Origin of the sequence: Paenibacillus sp. OAE614, from assembly GCF_040546645.1 — a bacterium.
Classification (GTDB): Bacteria; Bacillota; Bacilli; order Paenibacillales; family Paenibacillaceae; genus Paenibacillus_AQ; species Paenibacillus_AQ favisporus.
In genome coordinates, this window is the sequence record NZ_JBEPOD010000001.1 from 4,967,851 (window position 1) to 4,990,087 (window position 22,237).

At 53.5% G+C, this 22,237-nt stretch carries 25 protein-coding genes and 1 other annotated feature; all 25 genes read right to left on the reverse strand.

Annotated features, from left to right (window positions below; all coding sequences use genetic code 11):
* Nucleotides 1-32: 32 nt before the first annotated feature.
* Nucleotides 33-470 (reverse strand): ACT domain-containing protein, encoded by a 438-nt coding sequence (locus ABIE48_RS22950; protein WP_076174428.1) that lies wholly within the window; start codon nt 468-470, stop codon nt 33-35.
* A 206-nt stretch (nt 471-676) separates the two neighbouring features.
* Nucleotides 677-1,987, reverse strand: a complete 1,311-nt coding sequence (obgE, locus tag ABIE48_RS22955) for a GTPase ObgE (protein ID WP_192717243.1) — start codon at nt 1,985-1,987, stop codon at nt 677-679.
* 13 nt (nt 1,988-2,000) lie between these two features.
* Nucleotides 2,001-2,741 (reverse strand): Spo0B domain-containing protein, encoded by a 741-nt coding sequence (locus tag ABIE48_RS22960; protein ID WP_145029089.1) that lies wholly within the window; start codon nt 2,739-2,741, stop codon nt 2,001-2,003.
* 242 nt (nt 2,742-2,983) lie between these two features.
* On the reverse strand, nt 2,984-3,295 hold the full coding sequence (gene rpmA / locus ABIE48_RS22965; RefSeq protein ID WP_076174421.1) for a 50S ribosomal protein L27: 312 nt from the start codon (nt 3,293-3,295) through the stop codon (nt 2,984-2,986).
* A 17-nt stretch (nt 3,296-3,312) separates the two neighbouring features.
* Nucleotides 3,313-3,645 (reverse strand): ribosomal-processing cysteine protease Prp, encoded by a 333-nt coding sequence (locus ABIE48_RS22970; RefSeq protein WP_192717244.1) that lies wholly within the window; start codon nt 3,643-3,645, stop codon nt 3,313-3,315.
* 13 nt (nt 3,646-3,658) lie between these two features.
* Nucleotides 3,659-3,970: a 50S ribosomal protein L21 gene (gene rplU, locus ABIE48_RS22975; RefSeq protein WP_076174416.1), complete on the reverse strand. Its 312-nt coding sequence runs from the start codon at nt 3,968-3,970 to the stop codon at nt 3,659-3,661.
* A gap of 13 nt (nt 3,971-3,983) precedes the next feature.
* Nucleotides 3,984-4,070: a sequence feature (ribosomal protein L21 leader region), on the reverse strand.
* Between the two features lie 58 nt (nt 4,071-4,128).
* Nucleotides 4,129-5,373: an Rne/Rng family ribonuclease gene (locus tag ABIE48_RS22980; RefSeq protein WP_076174413.1), complete on the reverse strand. Its 1,245-nt coding sequence runs from the start codon at nt 5,371-5,373 to the stop codon at nt 4,129-4,131.
* A gap of 127 nt (nt 5,374-5,500) precedes the next feature.
* On the reverse strand, nt 5,501-6,364 hold the full coding sequence (locus ABIE48_RS22985; RefSeq protein ID WP_145163062.1) for a M50 family metallopeptidase: 864 nt from the start codon (nt 6,362-6,364) through the stop codon (nt 5,501-5,503).
* Nucleotides 6,357-7,220, reverse strand: coding sequence for a M23 family metallopeptidase (locus tag ABIE48_RS22990; RefSeq protein WP_244364600.1), 864 nt, complete (start codon nt 7,218-7,220; stop codon nt 6,357-6,359). Before ABIE48_RS22990 ends, ABIE48_RS22985 begins: the two co-directional genes overlap by 8 nt.
* Nucleotides 7,221-7,433: 213 nt before the next feature.
* The gene (locus tag ABIE48_RS22995) at nt 7,434-8,132 is read right to left on the reverse strand and encodes an ABC transporter permease (protein WP_192717245.1); all 699 of its coding nucleotides are present in this window, start codon (nt 8,130-8,132) and stop codon (nt 7,434-7,436) included.
* A gap of 12 nt (nt 8,133-8,144) precedes the next feature.
* Nucleotides 8,145-9,047: a glycine betaine ABC transporter substrate-binding protein gene (locus tag ABIE48_RS23000; RefSeq protein WP_192717246.1), complete on the reverse strand. Its 903-nt coding sequence runs from the start codon at nt 9,045-9,047 to the stop codon at nt 8,145-8,147.
* A 41-nt stretch (nt 9,048-9,088) separates the two neighbouring features.
* Nucleotides 9,089-9,748 carry an ABC transporter permease gene (locus ABIE48_RS23005; RefSeq protein WP_145029097.1) on the reverse strand — a complete coding sequence of 220 codons (660 nt, stop codon included), beginning with the start codon at nt 9,746-9,748 and terminating at the stop codon, nt 9,089-9,091.
* Complete coding sequence (locus tag ABIE48_RS23010) at nt 9,745-10,914, reverse strand: ABC transporter ATP-binding protein (RefSeq protein ID WP_192717247.1); 1,170 nt, start codon at nt 10,912-10,914, stop codon at nt 9,745-9,747. Before ABIE48_RS23010 ends, ABIE48_RS23005 begins: the two co-directional genes overlap by 4 nt.
* A 540-nt stretch (nt 10,915-11,454) precedes the next feature.
* Nucleotides 11,455-11,970, reverse strand: a complete 516-nt coding sequence (locus ABIE48_RS23015) for a DUF2179 domain-containing protein (protein WP_145029099.1) — start codon at nt 11,968-11,970, stop codon at nt 11,455-11,457.
* A 219-nt stretch (nt 11,971-12,189) separates the two neighbouring features.
* Nucleotides 12,190-12,984, reverse strand: coding sequence for a septum site-determining protein MinD (gene minD / locus ABIE48_RS23020; RefSeq protein WP_076174396.1), 795 nt, complete (start codon nt 12,982-12,984; stop codon nt 12,190-12,192).
* Nucleotides 12,985-12,987: 3 nt separating this feature from the next.
* Nucleotides 12,988-13,650 (reverse strand): septum site-determining protein MinC, encoded by a 663-nt coding sequence (gene minC / locus ABIE48_RS23025; RefSeq protein ID WP_076174394.1) that lies wholly within the window; start codon nt 13,648-13,650, stop codon nt 12,988-12,990.
* Nucleotides 13,651-13,728: 78 nt separating this feature from the next.
* Nucleotides 13,729-14,259 carry a rod shape-determining protein MreD gene (gene mreD / locus ABIE48_RS23030; RefSeq protein WP_397342820.1) on the reverse strand — a complete coding sequence of 177 codons (531 nt, stop codon included), beginning with the start codon at nt 14,257-14,259 and terminating at the stop codon, nt 13,729-13,731.
* Entirely contained in the window at nt 14,256-15,128 is an 873-nt protein-coding gene (mreC, locus tag ABIE48_RS23035; RefSeq protein ID WP_145029103.1) for a rod shape-determining protein MreC, read from the reverse strand. The genes mreD and mreC overlap by 4 nt, the downstream gene beginning before the upstream one ends.
* A 55-nt stretch (nt 15,129-15,183) precedes the next feature.
* Nucleotides 15,184-16,218 (reverse strand): rod shape-determining protein, encoded by a 1,035-nt coding sequence (locus tag ABIE48_RS23040; protein ID WP_105446167.1) that lies wholly within the window; start codon nt 16,216-16,218, stop codon nt 15,184-15,186.
* 39 nt (nt 16,219-16,257) lie between these two features.
* On the reverse strand, nt 16,258-16,947 hold the full coding sequence (gene radC, locus ABIE48_RS23045) for a RadC family protein (protein ID WP_145029105.1): 690 nt from the start codon (nt 16,945-16,947) through the stop codon (nt 16,258-16,260).
* A gap of 43 nt (nt 16,948-16,990) precedes the next feature.
* The gene (locus ABIE48_RS23050; protein WP_105446166.1) at nt 16,991-17,593 is read right to left on the reverse strand and encodes a Maf family protein; all 603 of its coding nucleotides are present in this window, start codon (nt 17,591-17,593) and stop codon (nt 16,991-16,993) included.
* A 25-nt stretch (nt 17,594-17,618) separates the two neighbouring features.
* On the reverse strand, nt 17,619-17,861 hold the full coding sequence (locus ABIE48_RS23055) for a DUF4321 domain-containing protein (protein ID WP_076174380.1): 243 nt from the start codon (nt 17,859-17,861) through the stop codon (nt 17,619-17,621).
* A 118-nt stretch (nt 17,862-17,979) separates the two neighbouring features.
* The gene (locus ABIE48_RS23060) at nt 17,980-19,281 is read right to left on the reverse strand and encodes an SPOR domain-containing protein (protein ID WP_192717248.1); all 1,302 of its coding nucleotides are present in this window, start codon (nt 19,279-19,281) and stop codon (nt 17,980-17,982) included.
* 184 nt (nt 19,282-19,465) lie between these two features.
* Entirely contained in the window at nt 19,466-20,830 is a 1,365-nt protein-coding gene (gene murC / locus ABIE48_RS23065; protein ID WP_105446197.1) for a UDP-N-acetylmuramate--L-alanine ligase, read from the reverse strand.
* Nucleotides 20,831-20,834: 4 nt separating this feature from the next.
* Nucleotides 20,835-22,211 (reverse strand): bifunctional folylpolyglutamate synthase/dihydrofolate synthase, encoded by a 1,377-nt coding sequence (locus ABIE48_RS23070; protein WP_192717249.1) that lies wholly within the window; start codon nt 22,209-22,211, stop codon nt 20,835-20,837.
* Nucleotides 22,212-22,237 lie beyond the last annotated feature (26 nt).

A 22,237-nucleotide genomic window follows, 5' to 3' on the forward strand; every position in this document is an offset into this window, starting at 1 on the left:
ATTCTTTGTCTTCTGTGACACCAGGCACGGACTTACCCCTGTCCGATCAAATTCGCCCGCTTGACTCCCGCTACGTCGCGCATGCCTTCCAGCATGTCCCCAAGCTCGTCGCCAAGCCGCGTCACCTCGACGGATATCACCACGTTCGCCATCCCCTGCAAAGGAATGCTCTGGTGGATCGTCAGCACGTTTCCGCCATAACCGGCCACCGTGCTCAGCACTTTCGACAGCATGCCCGCCCGGTGCTCCATATCGATGGAAATCGTCACGATCCGCTCGCGCTCCAGCTGGTTGATCAGGTGGATTCCGTCTTTGTATTTATAAAAAGCGCTGCGGCTCAGCCCGACTTGTTCCACGGCTTCATGAACCGTCTTCGCGTCCCCGGCCGCTAGCAGCTGTTTCACCTGCATCGTCTTGACAACGGCTTCCGGCAAAATGTCTTCCCGGACCAAATAATAGCGTTCTTTCACGAACGTCCTCTCCTCAAAGACTGATGTATTCATATAGTGGACATTATATAGGAACCCTTGCCTGACGGTCAATAGTCCGACGCCTTTTTAATCTCCATCATACAAAAAAATGCCCGCCATGTAACGTAAAATGTCAGAACAGAAGGTGCAGCAACAAAAAAACCGGACCCCGTATACGAAATATACGGTGTCCGGTTCTTGTATGTTTAATAGTAGCTGCTGCCTTCTACAAACTCGAATTCAAAATCGCCGATTCTCACAATGGTGCCCTCAGCGGCACCGCGTTTGCGAAGCTCATCGTCGATCCCCATATGGCGCATCGTCCGCGCAAGTTTCAGAATCGCTTCATGCGAGTTCATCTGCATGCGTTTGAGCAGGCGCTCAATCTTGACGCTGTGGACCACATAAGCCTCGTTGTCTCTCGTAATTGTGAACGAGTTGTCCTCGGTCTTATCCAGCTTGTACACTTTTCGTTCAGTGATTTCGGGTACTTCTTCCAGCGCGGCTTCCACAGGAATCTGGTCCAGCAAATCCGCCGCCCGGTAGAGCAGCTCCTGAACGCCCTGCCGGGTCAGCGAGGAGATCGGCATGATCTCCAGGTCAGGTCTGTCCTTGCCGACCTTTTCACGGAATTCGGCCAGGTTGTCTTCCGCTTCCGGCATATCCATTTTGTTCGCTGCTACGATTTGCGGCCGCTCGGCCAGGGTGGCGTTGTACAGCTTCAGCTCGTCGTTAATTTTGACCCAGTCCTCGTATGGATCCCGGCCTTCGGACCCCGCCATATCCACCACATGGATAATGACGCGAGTCCGTTCCACGTGGCGGAGAAACTCATGCCCGAGGCCGACCCCTTCATGAGCACCCTCGATCAATCCCGGCAGATCGGCCATGACGAAGCTCCGGCCTTCCGAGACCTCCACGACGCCGAGGTTCGGCGTAATTGTCGTAAAGTGGTACGCCCCGATTTTCGGTCTCGCACCGGAAACGACCGACAAGAGCGTGGACTTCCCTACGCTCGGGAAGCCGACCAGACCGACGTCGGCCATCACTTTCAGCTCCATCACCACATACCGTTCCTGGCCTTCCTCCCCGTGCTCGGCGAGCTCGGGAGCCGGGTTGTTCGGGGTGGCAAAACGGATGTTGCCTCTGCCGCCGCGGCCGCCTTTGGCAACGACCACCTGCTGTCCATGACGCGTCAAGTCGGCAATGACCTCGCCCGTATCATCGTCAATCAGCACGGTACCCGGCGGAATGCGGACGATCATGTCATCCGCCCCTGCGCCATGCTGGCTCTTATTGCGGCCCTTCTCGCCGCGTTTGGCTTTGAAATGGCGCTGGTATCTGAAATCCATCAGCGTGCGCAGACCTTCGTCCACACGGAAGATGACATCTCCGCCCTTGCCGCCGTCACCGCCGGCAGGTCCGCCTTCCGGCACGTATTTCTCCCGGCGGAAAGCCACCAGGCCGTCACCGCCGTCGCCGCCTTTGACATAGACTTTCGCTTTATCTACAAACATGACTTCACCTTCCTCATGCTCCACACGGCACGCGCAATTCAAATGAAGCCTGAGTCGGATCGATCTGCTCTGCTTTCATTTTCTTGCCTTGTACCACATTATATATTTGCTGCCGAAGCAGTTCCGGGTCCCCAAGGGAACCTTCTTCCTCAAATCTTACGATCAACTCCGAGCCTTCCTCATAAAGGCTCAGGAACAGTTTGCGGGACTCGCCCCGCGAAGACTTGCTGCTGTATTGATATGCCCGGATCGTTTGGATGACGGCCAAGGCCAGATTTGCCCCTTCTTCCTGGCTGAGGTTGTTGATCAGCGTCATCTGGTCATCCACGTGAACGTCCAGCTCCAAATTGCTGCTGGTACTGCGAAAAGACTGAAGGTAGAAAATAAGCGAAGGAATGCCCAGCTTGGCTATTTTGCTTTCGACAGCCATCTGTTCCTTTATTCTTTCCACACATTGAACCGCTTTATCACTTTTTCCGAGCTTGATATAACCATACAAAATTTGCAAATCGTTCATCCAGTCATGGCGGTGATGGTTGAGCGTCCGGATGGCCGTTTGCTCCAGACTGCGGACTACGGCATCATGATGACGCGAAGTACTCCGGCGAATCTGCGCATATCCGAGAAAAAGCACCGCTAATATCCACAGCGGAAGGATCATGTACCAAATCCACGAGCCGCCACGGTATATAAATACTAACGGAATCACGATTGAAATGACCGCAGCGGCCATTATGCTCTTCCCAAATTTCATAGCACTCCCCGTCCCCGTCCCACACATGAGATAGTTAACATCATTGCCCAGTATACCATAATTGTCCAGTTATGTTCATCAATAATACACGGCCTACAAAATAACCCCACCAAGTGGGGCTTTTGCTCCAACGCATAATCAGCTGATTTGCAGGGGGGACTCCCAAGAATATGCTTTAATTCAAAAAGAGCCCCCGGCAAGCATTGCCGGAGGCTTCTTGTTCATTCTGCGTTCGCAGACAATTAAGCTTCTACTGCTGCCGCTACAGGAGCGACATCCACAGGATAAACGCTCACTTTCTTGCGGTCGCGGCCCCAACGTTCGAATTTCACAACGCCGTCCACTTTAGCAAACAGAGTGTCGTCTTTGCCGATGCCCACGTTCGTACCAGGATGAATTTTCGTTCCGCGTTGGCGAACCAAGATGCTTCCGCCAGTAACGGTTTGGCCGTCAGCACGCTTAACGCCGAGACGTTTCGCTTGGCTGTCGCGTCCGTTCTTTGTGGAACCAACACCTTTTTTCGAAGCGAACAATTGAAGATTCAGCTTTAACATGTTGTCTCCTCCTTCTGTTAGTAATGTACTTCTTGTATTTGAATATACTTCCCGTATGATTCTGCTATGGAATTCAGCATAACCACCATCGATTCCAGCAGCAACTGAACCTGGTCGTGCACGCCTGATTCCTCCATCGAAGGAACGTCCGCGCTCAGAAAACCGTTGTTCATTCTGCTGTCCATGACCGTTCCAGTTAATGCTTCCACCGAATTGACCGTTCCCACCGTGACCGCCGATACTCCGGCGCATACGATGTCTTCTCCGGCCTTCGCGTAGTTCGCATGCCCCTTCACTTCAAAGCCACGAATCTTGCCGTCTTCCCGGCGTAATATCCGTACGTTAATCAATTAGCGCACCTTCTTACGCTTGGATCTTCTCGATCGTAACTTTTGTGTATGGCTGACGATGACCTTGCTTCTTGTGGTAGTTCTTCTTAGGCTTGTATTTGTATACAACAACCTTCTGGCCCTTACCATGCTTCTCAACTTTAGCGGTTACGGATGCGCCGGCTACGACTGGAGTTCCTGCCACCAGACCGTTGTCACCGGATACGGCCAATACACGGTCGAAAGTTACACTTTCGCCATCGGCTGCGTTCAGCTTCTCGATGAACAATACGTCGCCCTCTTGAACTTTGTATTGTTTACCGCCTGTCTCGATAATTGCGTACATTTGCTTGCACCTCCTCATGTCTCAGACTCGCCTAATCCAGGTGGCCTGCCGTCTTCAACAGCGGCACTTGTAAACCCGACCGGAGCGGTTACAGCATGTGACAAGCAATAAATACTGGACACATACTCATAGATATTAACATATCCGTCCATCATAAGTCAATGCGCGCTCAGAAGGTTTATTTTCCCCGTCCCGCCGCATACTTCGCATGATTTGGAAAACATGACAGCCGTGTCCTCTCTTACTTTCTTCCGCGTAAGCTCCAGCAAGCCAAGCTTGCTCCAGCCGACGACATGGCTTTTGGTCCGGTCCCGGCTCATGCCCGCCTCCAGCCGGTTGACAACCTCCTGCCGGTTCTTCTCTTCTTCCATATCGATAAAATCGACAATAATGATGCCGCCGATGTCGCGGAGACGGATCAGCCGGGCGATTTCTTCAGCCGCCTGCAGATTGGTCTTCGTGACGGTCTCTTCCAAATTGCCGCCACCGGTATATTTCGCCGTATTGACGTCGACCACCGTCAGCGCCTCGGTCTGGTCCAGCACGATCGTGCCTCCGCTCTCCAGCGTCACCCTGCGCGCAAAATCCCGCTCCAGCTGCTCTTGAACGCCATGGGCCCTAAAAATGTGCTCGTGGCCCTGGTGCATTCGAACGGGCCGGTGTCCGCCGTGGGCAATCTCCTCCAGAAACAGCTCGGCTTCTCTCGCTTCCGGCCTGCTGTCAATCCAGAGCTCGTCCTGCTCCGGATCGAACACGTCGCGGATAAACCGCTGCACGATGCTCAGATCCCGGTGCAGCAGGCACGGTGCCGCGCAGGCGTCAGCCTTCTCCTGAATGCTTAGCCACCGCTCCCGCAGCGCGTTCAAATCCCCTTCGATGGCATCCGGATGCTCATCCTCGGAGACGGTCCGCATGATGACGCCCTCTCCGCTCCTCCGGAGGGAATCGCCCAGCACCTTCAGCCGGTTCCGGTCATGCTCCCGGTATACCTTCTTGGAGACGGCCACATAATCCGCATGCGGCATATACACGATCCATCTGCCCGGAAGCGAATAGTGCGTCGTCACCCTTGGACCTTTGCCGCCAAGCGGCTCCTTCATCACCTGAACGACGATCTCCTGCCCGACGCGCAGCAGCGATTCGATATTCGGCTTGTCCTTCGGCTGCTTCTCCAAATGCGGATGCAGCACGTCGTCCACGTATAAAAAGGCGTTTTTTTTCTGGCCGATATCCACAAACGCGGCCTGCATGCCGGGCAATACGTTGACGACTCGCCCTTTGTAAAAGCTCCCGACCAGACTGTGCCCCTGGCTCCGCTCGGCAGCGAATTCCACCAGCTTGCCTTCCTCCAAGAGCGCCATCTGGGTCAGCTTCGGTTCGATGTGAACGATCATTTGTTTCATGGCTTCACCCCTGCCAGAAGACATATCTTTTTCATTGTACCATGAAATCTCCTTTAAATTAGCTCCATCCCTGAGTTAGGAGCAGCCCGCATTCACACCTTTTTCACGTTCGTTGTTCCTTGCGTATTTATATCCACGAAGTACGATCTGTCGCAAAATAAGCAGAAATAATGCGCTGCTCGGGAAGCACGGCAATGATTTTTCCGCGCTCGTTCATCACATAAATAAGATGGTATTTCTCTCTTTTTAATAGACGCAGGATACTGTCCAAATGTTTCGCCGGATCGGCAACGATGGGCTGCGCGAGTTCCCCGTCCGCTCTGGAGCGGGTGTACATCGATTCACGGTGCATGAGAAATCTTGTAAATCGGTAGGGCAGGTTCCGGTAGTCGACCCAGTTCGAGTACAGCAGAAAAATACCGATTAACAGCAGGTTGAGCTGAACGCTGCCCTTCCCTTGAAAAAGCGGCGCCAGCGCGCATATAATGACGATCACGCTCGCCCCAACGCTGATCCTCGAGGACCAGAGAAGCGTACGGTGATAAGGGAAAAACAAGCTGGCAGCCGACTGTAATATTTTCCCTCCGTCAAGGGGTAAAATCGGCAGCAGATTAAACAATGCAATCATCGCGTTGCCATAAATTACATAAGACAGAAAGGCGCCATCCCCCCAGCCGGCCAGACGGAGGAGCAGCGCGAACAGGATCATCATTCCGTTTTGCAAAGGCCCCGCTGCCGCGATGACGATTTCCTTCCACGCGGACAGCCGGCCCTGATCTTCGATTTCCACCACCCCGCCGAACGGGAGGAACTGAATCGAACGGATGCGCACGCCGTACATCAGCGCAGCCCCGGCATGTCCCAGCTCATGAATGAATACGATGACGAACAGCGTAATTAGCTCGAGGAAATGCCCGGTAACGACCGAAAACAGCATCAGGATCACGAAAAACGGGTGCAGCGACAGGGTCATTCCGCGAACGTTAATCAATCGGGATCACATCGGCCGGATCCACATAATGGCCCCCTTCTTTGACCGCAAAGAACAAGGTCGGCGTTTCGCCGTCACTCCCCTGTCCGAGCGACCCGACCGGGTCTCCGGCCTCAACCCAATCGTTCTTCTGCAGCTGCGTCTCCTGCAAATGGCTGTATGTCGCTACCAGGCCGCCGGAGTGCTGGATGGTCACCGAGACTCCGGTTTCCGGCGAATCCGACACTTCCATGACTCGTCCCGTTTCTACACTTTTCACCTGAAGCGCCGTGCTTGAAACCTCATCCGGAGCAATTTCTACTCCTTTCAGGTTGACGGCGAAGGCCTGTACGATTTTACCTTCGATCGGGGGCACCATCGATTTGGACGCATCGACTTTCAATGGGGACACCGGATCCTGTTTGAAAATAGGGATAAAAGAGGGAGCTTTCCCGAAGTATGTTTCATACCAGGCTTCCGCAGCCTGAAAATCCATTTCCCGGTTCAGCGATTGAACGACAAAGCTCTGCACTTTGCCGCTCCACGGCTGGTTGATCGGAAAGTGGAACACGCCCCACACTCCCGCAAACACGATGGCGCTAAAAAACAGGCGCCACATGAAGCCGGAAACAAAGTGGTGCTTTCTATGGAAGGGGCCGCCGGCCTGATAACGTTCCTTTTTCCACTGCTTCTCCGGATCGGGCTCGGGCACGTAGCTTTCGGGCAGTTTGCCCCGGCTCCACAGCCTTGGCTCGTCCTGTACAGGCAATGGTGAAGGCTGCGAGGGCGGCTGAATCGGCATCGTTTTTGACAAATCGTCTCTGGTCAGCAGATCGCGGATCCGTTCTTCTCTCCGCTGTTTGATGGAAGATTTCATGTCCACTTGTGCTCATCCCCTTTTCGAGGCTTGTTTTATACCAGTTTATGTGGGAAAGTCCCGTTTTTAGAACAAGCCTGTTCCACCATGTGATTCCATAGCATTGGCTATTGGCGTTTCAGGGCCCTCGCTGCTCCAATGCCTATTCACACCGTTACGGAAAGCAAAAAAGCACCCCCGGGACATTCCCGAAGCTGCTTTTGCTTCCATTCCTCACACCTTCTGAATTTTAGGCGGGACCGGGGCGGCGCCCGACGACTTCCTTTTGCTCAGGTCCAGCTTCTTCTGCAGGTAGCCCAGCACGATGTCCGCCACGATCGCCAGCAGCGCCGCAGGGATGGCCCCGGCAAAAATCCGCAGCGAGTTGTTGCTGTTCAGTCCCGCATAAATTTCCCGCCCCAGACCGCTGCCGCCGACCAGTGGCGCAATCGTCACGACACCGATCGCTATGACAGCGGCGATGCGGATCCCTGACATCAGGTAGGTCAGCGCCAAAGGGAACCGGACTTTATAGAGCAGCTGAAACGGACTCATGCCGATGCCTCTGCCGGATTCCATATAGCTCGGGTCCACCTGCTTGAGCCCGACGTACGTATTGCGGACGATCGGGTTGAGCGAATACAGGAACAAACCGACCATCACCGTCTTCATGCCCAGGCCGAGCCACAGCATCAGGATGACGAGCATCGCCAGGCTGGGGATGACCTGCAGAATGTTGGTGATGAACAAAATGATTTTCGCCGCCCAGCGGCTTCTGGAGCACAATATACCGAGCGGTACCCCGATGACGATCGCAAGCCCCAGTCCGATCACCACCATCAAAATATGCTGGATGAAATACTCCCATAATAGCCCGCTGTTCCGCGAGACATAAGATACGAAATCCATAAACGTTAGCTTTTTCTCGTCCATGCTAACCCTCCTCTAGCTCTTGATCAAACCTTTCTCCTTCAAATAAGCAATCGCGACTTCCCGCTCGCTTTTCTTCTCGATATCCACCTGGTAGTTCAGCGAAATCATCGTGTCGGCATCGATATGCCCGATCAACGGAGCAATGGCGTCTTTGATTTCAGGATGCTTTTGGAGGATGTCCGTCCGGATCACCGGACTCGCGTCATACGGAGGGAAGAACTGTTTGTCGTCCTTCAGCGTCTGCAGCTGATAGGCTTTCAAGCGGGAATCCGTGGAATAGGCCAGCACGATATCGACCTGACGGTTCGCCACCGCGCTGTACACCAGGCTGATCTCCATCGGGAACACCTGCCCGAAATTGATGCCATAAGCCTTGGAAAAAGCCGGATAACCGTCCGCTTCCCGTTCCAGCCACGTCGTATCAACGCCGAGCTTCATGGACGCCATATCTTTTTTGACATCCGAAATCTTCTGGTAGCCCTTCGAATCGGCGAGATCCTTACGGACCGTAAAGGCATACGTATTTTCAAAGCCTAATGGATCCAGCCAGGTAAAATGAAAGTACTTGTCAAACCCAGCCTTGGCTTCTTCGAGCACCTTCGCCCGGTCCTTGGTTTCGCTGATCGGAAAATGGTTGTTGAAAATTTCGCCCGTATAGAGCGTGGACATTTGGATGTCGTTTCTTTTCATCGAGTTGATGACGATCGAGCTTGAAGCCAGGTCGGGAATGATGTCGACGCTGACGTTGGTTTTATCTTCAATCAAGGCCTTGTACATTTCGGCCAAAATTTTCGTTTCGGTGTAGGTTTGGGTTCCGATAACCACATCCTGCTGGATCCCGCAGGCCGAAGTGATGCCTGTCAGAAGGATGGCACAGCACAAAAATAACGACAATTTCAACGTTTTCAGTTTCATCACGTCTCCTCGGATCAGTCTAAAGGGCTTCGTCAGCCTTGTCATACGGCAGCACTTCGGGTTTGACGGTAGCGCCGGGTCAGCCAGCCTTCCAGCAGCCCCAGCAGGCCGTCGGCCACCAGAGCCAGCACAACTGCGCCGATGCCGCCGATAAAGATCATTTCCGGCTTGTTGACGCCAAGCCCCGAAACGATCAGCTGCCCGAGTCCGCCGGCCCCAATCAGGGAAGCAAGCGTCGCCCAGCTGATGATATATACCGTCGTGATCCGTATGCCAGACATGATATAAGGAAGCGATAAGGGAAGCTGGATTTTCAGAATCGTCTGGGCTGCACTGTATCCCATGCCTTTGGCGGAATTCAGCACGCCTTTATCCACTGACTGGAATCCGTCGTAAGTGTTCCGCAGAATCGGCATGAGGGAATACAGCAGCAGCGCCAAAATCGCCGGCTTCACGCCGATGCCAAGCAGCGGAATCAGAATGGCCAGCAGCGCCAGGCTCGGGATCGTCTGGAACAGGTTGGCGATAAAAAATACGACGCTGTTGATCCAGCCGACCCGGTTGTATACCAGCAAAATGCCGATAGGGACCGCCACGATCGTCCCGAGGATCACCGCGGAAAAGGAGATGGTCAGATGCTGCCGGAGGGCCAGCAGGATATCCGGGTACCTTTCGGTGATAAAGCTCCAAAATTCATTCACACCGGCTCCCCCTCTCCGGCAGGCTGCGGAGGAGCGAGGTTCGGATACACCTCGGCCAGATGCTTGACGACACTGCCCCGGGTTACCAGTCCCAGGAACCGGTTATTTCCGTCGACCACCGGGATATTGCTCAGCTGGTGGCTGTCCATGAGCTCAATAGCCTGGGGAAGCGTACTCCCCGAAGCTACCGAGAAGCGGACTGGGACCATGACGTCGGCAACCGTTTTGCCCTCTTCCCCGTACATGTCCAGCACCCGGTAAATCGAAACCGCGCCCTGCAGCTGCTTGTTCCGGTCCACGATAAACAGGGAGTCTACACGCTTGGACTCCATCATTTTGATCGCTTCCGCCAGTCCGCGGTTTGGAAAGGCCGTTACGGGATTCGTAATCATGACGTCGTCAACGAGCGGAATTTCATAGGATAACTCGTTCTCGCTCTGCAGCCGCTTCTGACCGATAAAGTTGCGGACGAAATCGTTTGCCGGGTGGCGCAGAATCGCCTCGGGTTTCCCGGTCTGCACGATTTGCCCATCCTTCATCAGCACGATCGTGTCCGCGATTTTGATCGCTTCGTCCATATCATGCGTCACGAAAATGATCGTCTTGTTCAGCTCCTGCTGCAGCCGGATAAGCTCATCCTGCAGCTGCTCCCGGCTAATTGGGTCGAGCGCCGAGAACGGCTCGTCCATCAGGATAATATCCTGGTCGGCCGCCAGCGCCCGGATAACCCCGACCCGCTGCTGCTGCCCGCCGCTGAGCTCGGAAGGATAACGGTTCCGGTATATGGTATGGTCGAGACCAACCAGGTCGAGCAGCTCGTTCACTTTCCGGTCAGTTTTCTCTTTATCCCACTTTTTCAAATGAGGGACGACCGCCACGTTTTTGGCGATATTCATATGAGGGAACAAGCCTACACTCTGAATGACATAACCGATATTCCGGCGCAGTTCCACCGGGTTAAGCCCGGAGATGTCTTTTCCGTCGATCAGTACTTTTCCGGAGGAAGGGGTGTTCAGGGCATTGATCAGCTTCATGGTCGTCGATTTGCCGCAGCCGCTGGGGCCGATCAAGACTGTAATTTCACCCTTCTTAAACTCCAGGTTGATGTCTTTGAGGGCATGAAACCCGTCATCATACACTTTGTTTACATGTTCCAGTACAATCATTCAATCGCTCCTTTAGCCAGCTGTATTCATAGTATGTGGAGCATTTCGCATATCATCCGCCATCCGGCGCAAACACATGGTCCGTCCGCAAATGGGAGCGGGCCCATCAAACATGGCTTCAATCTTCAAGTATCCGAGCTTGTTTCATAGATAGGCTCACGGGCCTGTTATGTAGTGGAAAAGCGGTTTTCCTAACGGGGAGTTAAAGGAATCATCCATATACGGCGTGAACGTTGCCATATGCAACGAATGGATGAAGCTAAGCATCCGTGCATCCTTAGATTCTCGCGTTCAACAGACATGCCAAACTGCAAATAGACAAGCCTAACTCTTTTGGACCTGGACGGAAGATTGGCGAAATGCGACTGTGGATCCGGTTCCAAGCAACAATTTGGGACCTCCTGCCTGGCTGGCTCACAGCAGGTTTTAGTTTATTACCCATTCTGCTGCAAAATGAAACAGGCAGGGGGCTTTTTTATAAAAAGAAAATGCAGCCTCTGCAGCACCGTCTCCCGACCCCGCGTGAAATGTCCGCCGGTACTATTTTTTCGTTCCCCGGGTCCAGAATCCCCCATGCAGCATGACAGGCTCGGTGACGACAATGAATGCCTTCGGGTCAAGCTCCAGAATGGAGTTGTAGAGCTTCTTCTGGTTTTTCCGTTTGGCCAGCACTTCGAAGACAAGTCGATGGCCGTCGCGCCCGCTGCCGATCCAGGAGGTGACGCCATACCCGATGTTGCGCAGCGTGTTGGCCATATCGCTCTCGGGATCATTGACGATGACCTTCATCGTAATATAGCCGAGCGCTATCCGGTTTTCGATCCAGGAGCCCACCAGAACGCCAAGACCGTAGCCCACGGCATACACGATCAGGGACAGCGGCTGATTGACATACTTCAGCACGATGCTGAGTCCGAGCACATAAATCGTAATTTCAAACATACTGAGCACCGCGGCCAAATACTTTTGGCCTTTCAACGTCAAGATCATGCGCAGCGTAAAGAAAGAAACGTACACGATTTGGATGACGAAAATAAATACCAGTATTCCGAGCATAATAAGCACCCCTTGTCTATTCTCAGGTTGTCTATGTAGTAACTTAACCCAATTCGCCAAGCCTCTATTCACGACCAGAATGGATGAATGAAAGGAAATGGCCTATACATCAAGGGGATTTGGAGGAAATGATGCGGAGCTCAAACGCAAAAAAAGAGATGAGGCCGCTTGGCTCCATCCCTTCTCTATTTAGAATAATCATCGTATAAATGAATCCGGTCAACCCATTCCGAACAGCTTTTTGAAACGGGTGAACATGCTTTTCTTCTGGTCCAGCTGCATTAGCGGCACCGTATCGCCCAGGATGCGGCGCGCAATGTTGCGGTACGCGATCGCGGCCCGCGATTCCGGGTTCATCACCGTGGGTTCCCCGCTGTTGGCTGCCTTGATGACGTACTCGTCATCCGGCACGATCCCGATCAGATCGATGTTGAGCACCTGGAGCACATCCTCTATGTCGAGCATGTCTCCGGATTTGACCATATTCGGCCGAATCCGATTCACGACCAGCTTGGGCGACTCCACGGCAGAGCTCTCCAACAGCCCGATAATACGGTCGGCGTCGCGAACCGCGGCGTTCTCCGGCGTGGTAACGACGATCGCCTTGTCCGCTCCGGCAATCGCGTTCTTAAATCCCTGCTCGATGCCGGCAGGACAGTCGATAATGACATATTCGTACTCTTTCTTCAGCTCAAGAATAATATCCTTGACCTGTTCCGGCGACACCGCGTTTTTGTCCTTGGTCTGGGCTGCCGGAAGCATATACAGCTCGTCAAAGCGCTTATCTTTCACCAGCGCCTGGTTCAATCGGCAGCGCCCTTCCGCCACATCGCATAAATCGTAAATGATCCGGTTCTCCAGGCCCATCACGACGTCCAAATTGCGCAGGCCGATGTCGGTATCGACCAGGCACACTTTTTTGCCAAGCAGCGCAAGCGCGGTTCCGATGTTCGCCGATGTGGTCGTTTTGCCCACACCGCCTTTACCGGAAGTAACGACGATAGCTTCTCCCATGTGTTACACCCCTTTAAACACGTTAAAATCCCGCCGTATCCGGACAATATTGCTAATTTTATCGATTTGCATGGCTCCGTCGCGCAAAAACGCAAACTCCATGCTCGTCTCCCGAATGTTCCATTCGTCCGGAGGCCGGCTGATTCTTTCGGCAATCCGGAGCTGGGTGGGGGCAAAATAGGAGGCTGCAATGATCGCTTCCTCATTTCCCTCAACGCCTGCATGGGCCATTCCACGCAGAGCCCCCAATATATAAATATCACCCGTGCACAGAATGCTTCCGCCCGGGTTCACGTCGCCCAGGAACAGCAGGTCCCCGTGATGATGCAGCACCTGGCCTGATCGGACCATTCCGCTCATGACCGCATAAGCCGGCTCTTTCCCGGGTTCGTTTTCCCCCTCAGGCATCTCCACGGAACGGATCAGCAAATTTCCCTTTTGCTTCAAGATGTCCAGCATGGATTGTTTCTGGTCTTCCGATATACGCCTTGACCCAAGCTTTACGTCCACATGAATAATCGGTCCGGTCAAAATATTTTGATGAGTATGCTCCAGCTTATACCTCAGCTCACCCAGCAGTTCCTCAAATTCACATTCGTCATCGAGCAGGAAAACCAGGCCATCTTTGATGCCCTTAATCGTCACATGATTCGATTTGACTGCCATGCCTGTCCCTCCCATCTCTATACATTTCGTCCCCGGATGCATAAGTTCCTGCCTGATTATGCAAATTGTAAGGGCGGTTTACGCCGCCTTTTCCACTTTTGCGCGTTTACCAAGCTTCTCGAGCTGCTTGCGCAGCGGAACATAAATGATTAACCCGAAAACGAAATGAACGACCAGATCGGGCAGAATATGGTGCAGCAGGTTCCAGTTATACGGAACGGCCGTGAGCGAGAACACCCGGTAGATCCCGTACAGCAGGCTGTCAAACAGTAGGCTCCCCAAAATGATGACCGTCATCATAACAGGCATTTGGGCGCGCGGCATCCGAAAAATAAAGCCCATAAGGTAAGCAGAGACACCCATAACAAAGGAGTATGTACCGATCATATCCCCGTAAAAGACGATATCATGCAGCATGCCGAAAATAATCCCGAGTACGAGCGCAGTATGACGGTGATGGTATACCGAAACAAACAACAGGACGATAAAGACCAAATTCGGCGAAATAACGTTCTGCCAGGAACTCGGCAGCAGCCAGGGAATGATCGTGCCTTCGAGAAGAAAAAGGACGAACAGCAGCAGGATCAGCACTTGCTTGCGGACCATTATTGCTGTACCTCCGGCTGCGACACGACGAACAGCAGCTTCCAATCCTGGAACTCCGCCGCAGGCTTGATAGTTGCCGTCTTCGTCTTCCCGAACGGGCTGACCTGAACCTTGGTGACTTCGCCGATGATCAGGCCTTGCGGATACTTGCTCGGATCTCCTGCGGAAACGATGGTATCCCCTTTCTTAATCGGATCGTCCTCTTTGATCTGGGTCATCTGCAGGGTCTTGCTGACCTCGTCATAACTTTCGATAATTCCGAACACCTTATGATTGTTTAAAGCCGTCGCTGAAATGCCGTTGGAATTCGGGTCCTTCGCATCCATCGTCGTAATCAGCTTGACGGTCGACGTGAAGTTGCTGACATGGCTGATCACCCCAACAAGGCCCTCACTCGAAATGACAGACTGGCCGACCTTTATGCCGTCCCGCTCGCCCAGATCAATGACCAGGGAGCGGTTCACCGTATCCGAGTTGACACTAACAACTTGGGTAATATGATAAGTATAATTGTTCTGCTCTTTCTGGGCATTCGTAAAATCCAGCTTTTCTTCAAGTTCCTTATTTCGCTCTTCCATGAGATTATATTTGACCTTATCGCGCGTATAATGGGCAAGAGCAATCTTGAGCTCCTCGTTTTCTTTGTAGATGTCCCGCATATTGGCAATATCTTTAAACAAGCCCGCTATGTAACCAGCGGGCTTATAAAAGATATTTTGGGCAAATCCGACTGTATCCCTCAAAAACTTCTCGGGCCAGGATAACGAGGCCCGGGGCCCCAACGTAAATCCCATGAGCGCAATAAACATAACTAGAGCAATCAGTATGACAAACAATCGCTTATTGCCGAGCAGTTTAAACAGTTCTAACACCCTCTAACTTACTGATTTCTCTCCCATGATCAGGGGTGACCCGCTTTATAACGGCTTAACGTTTGGAACGTACGGCCGAACTGCTGCGGGATTTGAATAGATGAATGTTCTCCAGCGCCTTGCCTGTACCGATGGCGACACAGTCCAGCGGATTGTCCGCCACGATGACCGGCATGCCGGTTTCTTGTGCCAGCAGCTTGTCCAAGTTGCGCAGAAGGGCTCCGCCTCCGGTCAGGACGATACCGCGGTCCATAATGTCGGCGGCAAGCTCCGGCGGACATTTCTCCAGCGTCACCTTCACCGCTTCAACGATCGCATTGACCGTGTCAGACAGAGCTTCACTGATCTCGTCGGATGTGATGGTAATCGTCTTCGGCAGGCCGGTTACGAGGTCACGCCCGCGGATTTCGCTCGTTTCCACCTGTTCCAGCGGCAGCGCAGAGCCTACTTCCATCTTCAGCTGCTCCGAAGTCCGTTCCCCGATCATTAAATTGTATTGCCGTTTAATATATTGAATGATAGATTCGTCCATTTCGTCGCCGGCCACTCTGACCGAACGGCTCGTAACGATACCGCCCAGGGAAATAACCGCAACTTCAGTTGTCCCCCCGCCGATGTCAACGACCATGCTGCCTGTCGGCTCCCATACCGGAAGGTCTGCACCGATGGCTGCCGCAAACGGCTCTTCGATGGTGTAAGCCTCACGCGCACCCGCCTGCTTGGTGGCATCTTCAACCGCCCGCTGCTCTACCGCAGTGATGCCCGAAGGTACACAAACCATCACGTTCGGATGGCGCTGGAACATAGAGCGCTGCTTTTGCGCCTGGCGGATAAAATATTTAATCATGGTGGCCGTCGTGTCAAAATCTGCGATGACCCCGTCCTTCATCGGACGGATGGCACGGATATTCCCCGGCGTGCGGCCGATCATTTTCTTGGCGGATTCACCAACGGCTTCAATGCTCTTCGTATCGGTGCGCAAAGCGACTACCGAGGGCTCCCTAACGACAATTCCTTTTCCACGGACATAAACGAGCGTATTCGCCGTCCCCAAATCAATACCCAAATCTTTCGTGAAGCTCCCAAACATGCTGTAATCTCCCTTTCTTCGTCAATCTCAACTATTATATTACATCAAGCCTTGCTCCTTCAAACTGACGTATCCTCCATCGCCGATGATCAAATGATCCAACACCTCGATGCCCACGATGTCCCCAGCCTCCTTCAACCGGGCGGTCAGGGAAATATCTTCTGGACTAGGTGTGGGATCTCCACTGGGATGATTGTGTGCACAAACGACGGATGCGCTGCTGCATTTAATGGCTGCGCGAAACACCTCGCGGGGGTGCACGATAGAGGCGTTCAGACTGCCGATCGAAAGCGTCTCTTGAGCAATAATGTGATTTTTCGTATTCAAAAACAAACAGACAAAATGTTCCTTCTGCAAATACCGCAGCTGCTCCGACAGCACATTCGCGGCATCCTTCGGGCTCCGTATCGTTACGGGTTCATCTTTGCGCGCTCTGGATAAGCGCTGTCCAAGCTCGATTCCGGCTTTGAGCTGCAGCGCCTTCGCACTGCCGATGCCCCGAATGGACATCAGCTCCTCTACGCTCAGGTCGACCAGATTTCGCAAACTGCCGACTTGCTTCAGTATACGCTGAGCCAAATGTACGGCTGACTCCTGGCGGGTTCCCGTCCGAAGCAAAATAGCAAGCAGTTCGGCATGGCTTAAAGCACTCGCCCCATATTCAAGCATGCGTTCTCTCGGGCGTTCTTCATGGGGGATGTCGCGCAGCAGATAAGTTTGCGACTCCATAAGTTCCCCTTCTTTCCCTTCATTCAAATAACATCCGCAAGTTTTACAAAACGTCGATTCCGAACTCGCCCAGCATGTCCGAAAGCAGGGACAGCGGCAGTCCGACCACGTTAAAATAGCATCCTTCGATCCGTTCGACGATCGTTGACCCGAGTCCCTGGATCGCATAGGCGCCCGCTTTGTCATCAGGCTCTCCGCTCATGGCGTAAGCCTCTACCTGGCGCCCGGTGAGCGGCTTCATCGTCACCGACGTCACACGATGGCGCACCATCGTCTTGCCGTTCATGACATCGATGACGGCGACTCCCGTATATACCTCGTGGGTCCGGCCTTGCAGCGATGTCAGCATGCGAACCGCATCCTGCTTGTCGACCGGCTTGCCCAGCACCTGATTGTCCAGCACAACAACCGTATCACTGCCGACGATCACGGCATCCTCCTTATCATCATGAAGCGAGGCATGAACGGCTTCCGCTTTGCGTAAGGCCAGTCCTTCCACGACCTGCTGCGGTGTCCAATCTTCGGGTGTATGTTCTTCAGCGTGACTGGGACGGATCTCAAACGGAATATGTAGAGAAGCGATCAGCTCCTGCCTTCTCGGTGAAGTTGATGCCAGAATAATGCGGCGTGAATGGTTTGATTTCAATGAAAGGATCTCCTTTGTCCGGTAGTTAAAGCCTGCGATACAGCCACACGGAGACAATGATGCCGATCAAACTCAGCAGGCTTAGTTTCATTTGAATGGTAATGTCGTAACTGATAATGTCCAAATTAGCTTGCGGTGACCATTTGATCATCGTGGATGCGGTCAGAAAAGAAAGAGCTTGTACAGGCTCCAGCGCTTTGGCTATCCATGCTCCCGCCAGCCAGCCAAGCAGCAGAAACAGCAGTAATATTCCAACATTCTTCTTCATTCTTCTCTTCCCTCGCCATAATTTGACACCCACATTATTATACGGTTATTTGGACGTCAATACAAACACAAATCCGGCATGGGGAAGTATTTCCATTTCCACGCCGGATCTTTGTGTTTTATGCTTTTTCCAGGGAAGCGACAAGCTGCTTCTGCAGCATGATGAATTCCATCATCCTGGACTGGATTTCCCATAAATGCCCCTTCGCCGTATTTTTGTTGTATTCCTCGACGGACGAAAGCGAGCTGTTCATCGCCTGCTCCAGCTGCCTGCCCATCTCCTGCTGATCCGCGCCAAGACCGGCCTGGAATGGCTTGGCCGCCTCCGTCCACTGCCGGTGCAGATCGGTCAAACGGCTCATATCCTCAGTACCGATTTTCCCCGGAAGATCCTTGCCCAGGAGGCTCGCCGATGTTTGGCTCAGCAGCGCAACCAGGTCCGCGCTCACCTGAAAGTATTGGTTAACGGCCTCCGCGTCTCCGTTAAAATGCAGGGAGGTTGCGGCCGGGAGATCCACCTCCCGCACATATAGATCAACCCCTTCCGCCTTCAGCTGATTGCTGAGCAGCTTGGCCTGTTCGCGGTCTGTGGACAGTCCCGCATATACCCGGTTTTCCTCATCCGGGTCGTTCCCTGCGGCAATGCCGTACTGCTCCAGTTCATCCTTCGCCTGCTGAACCCGGTCGGTGGTGCTGAAGACGCCATACTGCAGCATGTAGTAGGTTTGAGGACCCACCTCGACGGCGACCGCCGGGACGGAAGCTTGATCCTCACCGGACTGCGCAGAGGTGCTTACAGCACTCGGGTTTCCTGTGTTGCCGCCCGGGTCCATTCCCGCAGATCCGTCCTTGAAAAAGGAGAGGACCACCAAACCGAACAACGCCCCGGTGACGATTGCTCCAGTTACCGTTCCGACGACTTTCCATATCGATCCCGGCCGGTGAGGCCGGTAGGAATACTCCTCGATGATGGGCCCGGGCCCCGCTTCCTCGGGTCTGTTCTCGATGTTATCGTAGGCATCATAGTCCTCCCTGACCGTGTACCTATTATTGGCACGATCCAGGTCCCAGTCTTCTGAGCTGTCCGGATAGCGATGATCTGGCCCGTCCGCAACGGAATCATGCTCAGGAGTATCGTCTGCCCGCTCCTGGATTCCGTAACCCATCCTCTCCTCCAGACGCTCCCAGCTGTCCTCCCTGTTGAACGGATCACTCCATCCCTGCATCGACGCAGGCACAGCCGATATCGGGGTACGCTTTGTTTCAACATCGCGGCGGTTGCTACCGGAATTACGATCATCCGCCCATGCAGGGTTCTGTGCAGCCGATCCCGCAACCGTCAGCTGTCCGCGGTCCTTCTTATCTTCAAGCTGGCGCCCTTGTTCTTCATCAAACCGGAACGTCATTCTCGCCTTGTTCACACCCAAACACCTCACCCTTGTCCGTATCTACTATGTATATATGATAGATTTCCAGAAGTTATGTTTGATTGTCCCACGAAAATGACAAGAGCAAAAAAACCGTAATCCCCCTTCAGAATCAGGGAATTACGGTTTCTTCAGTCATGATCATATGCAGCCCGTGCCCATCCGGCAGAGGCATTCCTTACATTGTCTTGGCGATTTCCGCCCCGACTTTCCAAATGTCGCCTGCCCCCATGGTCAGGACAAGCACCCCTGGCTGGAGCCGCGGCTTCAGATCGTTCAGGACATCTTCCTTCGTCGGCAAATAACGGGCGCCCGCATTGCTGTTTTTGACGATCAGATCAACCAGCTTTGAAGAGCTCACGCCCTCGATCTGCTTCTCTCCGGCTGGCGAATAAATGTCGGTAATGATCACTTCATCGGCTCCGCCGAACGCCCGGCTGAATGCATCGAGCAGGAAGAAGGTCCGTGTATAGCGCTGCGGCTGGAACACGGCGATAATCTTTTTGCCCGTAGCCTTGGCGGCGCTGATGGTGGCTTCGATCTCCGTCGGGTGATGCGCGTAATCGTCGATGATCAGAATATCGTTCTTCTCACCGAGCACCTGGAAACGGCGTTTGGCGCCGTGGAACTTCGAAACGCCCGCAGCGATGGATTCGAACGGAATCCCGGCCTTCAGGCAGGCGATCACCGTGGCCATGGCGTTATAGACGTTGTGGCGTCCCGGAACCGAAAGCTCGACGGTTCCCAGCGTCTGTCCGTTATGCTTCATCGTGAAGGATACGTGACGGTCGCCCAGGACCAGATCCTCGGCGGTATATTCCGCATCGGAATCGATCCCGTAGGTGGCCACATTGCAGCGGATCGAAGGAAGGATCGCGCGGATATTCGCGTCATCAGCGCAGACGACGGCCGTGCCGTCTTCCTTGATCTGGCTCAAAAACTGCACATAAGCGCTCTTCAGCTTCTCGAAATCGCCGTCGTAGTTTTCAAGATGATCCGCTTCAATGTTCGTCACGATGCCGAGCCACGGATGGTACTGCAAAAAGGAGCCGTCGCTCTCATCCGCCTCAGCCACCACGTAGTCCCCTTTGCCGGCTTTGGCGTTCGTGCCGACGTTCATAATTTCCCCGCCGATAATAAATGTCGGATCTGCGCCGCATTCCTCCATGGCGAGTGCAATCATGGACGACGTAGTTGTCTTGCCGTGTGCTCCCGCAACGGCGATGCCTTTGCGCTCATTCAGCAATCTGGCCAGCATTTGCGAGCGGTGAAGGATCGGAATGTTCAGATGCTCCGCCTCTCTTCGTTCCACGTTGTCTTTGGGAAGCGCCGTCGAATAGACGACCAAATCCGCTCCGTGAACCTGCTCGGCCGTATGGCCTATATAAATTTTGGCTCCCTTGGCAGCCAGTTTTTCCGTTAATTCCTGGGCAGCCACGTCCGAACCCGTGACCGTGTATCCCATTTCCAGCATAACCCGTGCGATGGCGCTCATCCCGTAGCCACCAATACCGATAAAATGAACATGTTCAGAATTCAACAGATTTTCACCAACCTTTTTCAGAATCGGTCTGACCCAGCAGGGCTGCCCGCACATCAGAAATCAAATACAGCGTGCCGGACACCACTGCCAAATCCCCCGGTTCTGTCCGTGACTTAAGTATGTCTAGCGCGTGTTTCCAATCCGGTTCTACGATGATCTGCAAACCTGGTTTGCCGTGAGAATGCTTCAGCCGCTCCACAATGTCCAGCAAAGCATCAGCGTCCATTTTTTTCCGGAAATCCGGCTCGGTCAGGATAAGCGTATCCACTATTGGAAGTATATGCTTCAAAGAGGACTCATGATGCTTATTTGACAGCATTCCCATCATCAAATTTAACTGTTTAAAGTGATAATGCCTTTGCAGGCTCTTGCTGAGGCTCTCCAGCCCCTCCGGATTATGCGCCCCGTCCAGAACAATCCGCGGAGAATCGCCCACTTCTTCGAGCCGGCCGGCCCACTTCGTATCCCGGAACCCCTTCAGCAGATCCTCATCGTCCATGACAAAAGCCATGTACTGCCGCAGCACTTCCAGCGCCATCATCGCGCCGGCGGCATTGGCAATCTGGTGCTCGCCCTTCATCCCGATGCTCAGATCCAGCTCGCGGAAAGGGCCTTTGAAATGGAACGTCTGCAAGGAACCGTCCAGACCGGTATATTCGTAGGTGAACTGCTCACCCGCCAAATACAGCGTCGTGCGGCACTCTTCGGCTTTTTGCTTCAGCACCTCAATGACTTCCGGCTGGTTCACGCAGCTGACCACCGGAACGCCTGGTTTGATAATGCCGGCCTTTTCCGTGGCGATTTCCACAAGCGTATCGCCAAGAATATCGGTGTGGTCCATCCCGACATTGGTGATGATGGAGACGATGGGGTGAACGATGTTCGTTACATCCAGCCTTCCCCCGAGCCCGGTCTCCCATACAACCACGTCAGGGTAGCATTCCTCGGCATAATACAGAATCGCCAGAGCCGTGGACACTTCGAACATCGTCGGCGATCCGAGCTCCGTGGCCGCAATCTCCTGCACCGCAGGGTACAGGCGGTTCGCCAGGGAGAGCAGCACCTCCTCCGGAATGTCTTCCCCGTTGTACTGAAAGCGGTTCGTGAATTTGGTGATATACGGTGAAGTATACGTGCCTACCGAATAACCGCTTTGCAGAAGTACACGGGTCAAGTAGGCGCATGTCGACCCTTTCCCGTTCGTACCGGCGACATGAATGAATTTCAGCCTCCGGTGCGGGTTCCCGAACTTCTCCATTAACGTTTCGATCCGCTGCATCCCCGGTCTGATCCCAAACGGAATCAGACCGTTAATCCAATTCGCCGCCTCTTCATATGTGCGCAGAGAAGCCTCCCGTCCGGCTTCCAATTGATCCCCCATACCATTCACCTTCTGAATTTTAGTTA

Bases quoted from the DNA above. Each gene is read 5' to 3' on its own strand.
- obgE (WP_192717243.1), bottom strand. From the start codon at position 1,987: ATGTTTGTAGATAAAGCGAAAGTCTATGTCAAAGGCGGCGACGGCGGT.
- ABIE48_RS22960 (WP_145029089.1), bottom strand. From the start codon at position 2,741: ATGAAATTTGGGAAGAGCATAATGGCCGCTGCGGTCATTTCAATCGTG.
- rpmA (WP_076174421.1), bottom strand. From the start codon at position 3,295: ATGTTAAAGCTGAATCTTCAATTGTTCGCTTCGAAAAAAGGTGTTGGT.
- rplU (WP_076174416.1), bottom strand. From the start codon at position 3,970: ATGTACGCAATTATCGAGACAGGCGGTAAACAATACAAAGTTCAAGAG.
- ABIE48_RS22980 (WP_076174413.1), bottom strand. From the start codon at position 5,373: ATGAAACAAATGATCGTTCACATCGAACCGAAGCTGACCCAGATGGCG.
- ABIE48_RS22990 (WP_244364600.1), bottom strand. From the start codon at position 7,220: ATGAAATCTTCCATCAAACAGCGGAGAGAAGAACGGATCCGCGATCTG.
- ABIE48_RS22995 (WP_192717245.1), bottom strand. From the start codon at position 8,132: ATGGACGAGAAAAAGCTAACGTTTATGGATTTCGTATCTTATGTCTCG.
- ABIE48_RS23000 (WP_192717246.1), bottom strand. From the start codon at position 9,047: ATGAAACTGAAAACGTTGAAATTGTCGTTATTTTTGTGCTGTGCCATC.
- ABIE48_RS23010 (WP_192717247.1), bottom strand. From the start codon at position 10,914: ATGATTGTACTGGAACATGTAAACAAAGTGTATGATGACGGGTTTCAT.
- ABIE48_RS23015 (WP_145029099.1), bottom strand. From the start codon at position 11,970: ATGCTCGGAATACTGGTATTTATTTTCGTCATCCAAATCGTGTACGTT.
- minD (WP_076174396.1), bottom strand. From the start codon at position 12,984: ATGGGAGAAGCTATCGTCGTTACTTCCGGTAAAGGCGGTGTGGGCAAA.
- minC (WP_076174394.1), bottom strand. From the start codon at position 13,650: ATGGCAGTCAAATCGAATCATGTGACGATTAAGGGCATCAAAGATGGC.
- ABIE48_RS23040 (WP_105446167.1), bottom strand. From the start codon at position 16,218: ATGTTTGGGAGCTTCACGAAAGATTTGGGTATTGATTTGGGGACGGCG.
- radC (WP_145029105.1), bottom strand. From the start codon at position 16,947: ATGGAGTCGCAAACTTATCTGCTGCGCGACATCCCCCATGAAGAACGC.
- ABIE48_RS23055 (WP_076174380.1), bottom strand. From the start codon at position 17,861: ATGAAGAAGAATGTTGGAATATTACTGCTGTTTCTGCTGCTTGGCTGG.
- ABIE48_RS23070 (WP_192717249.1), bottom strand. From the start codon at position 22,211: ATGGGGGATCAATTGGAAGCCGGACGGGAGGCTTCTCTGCGCACATAT.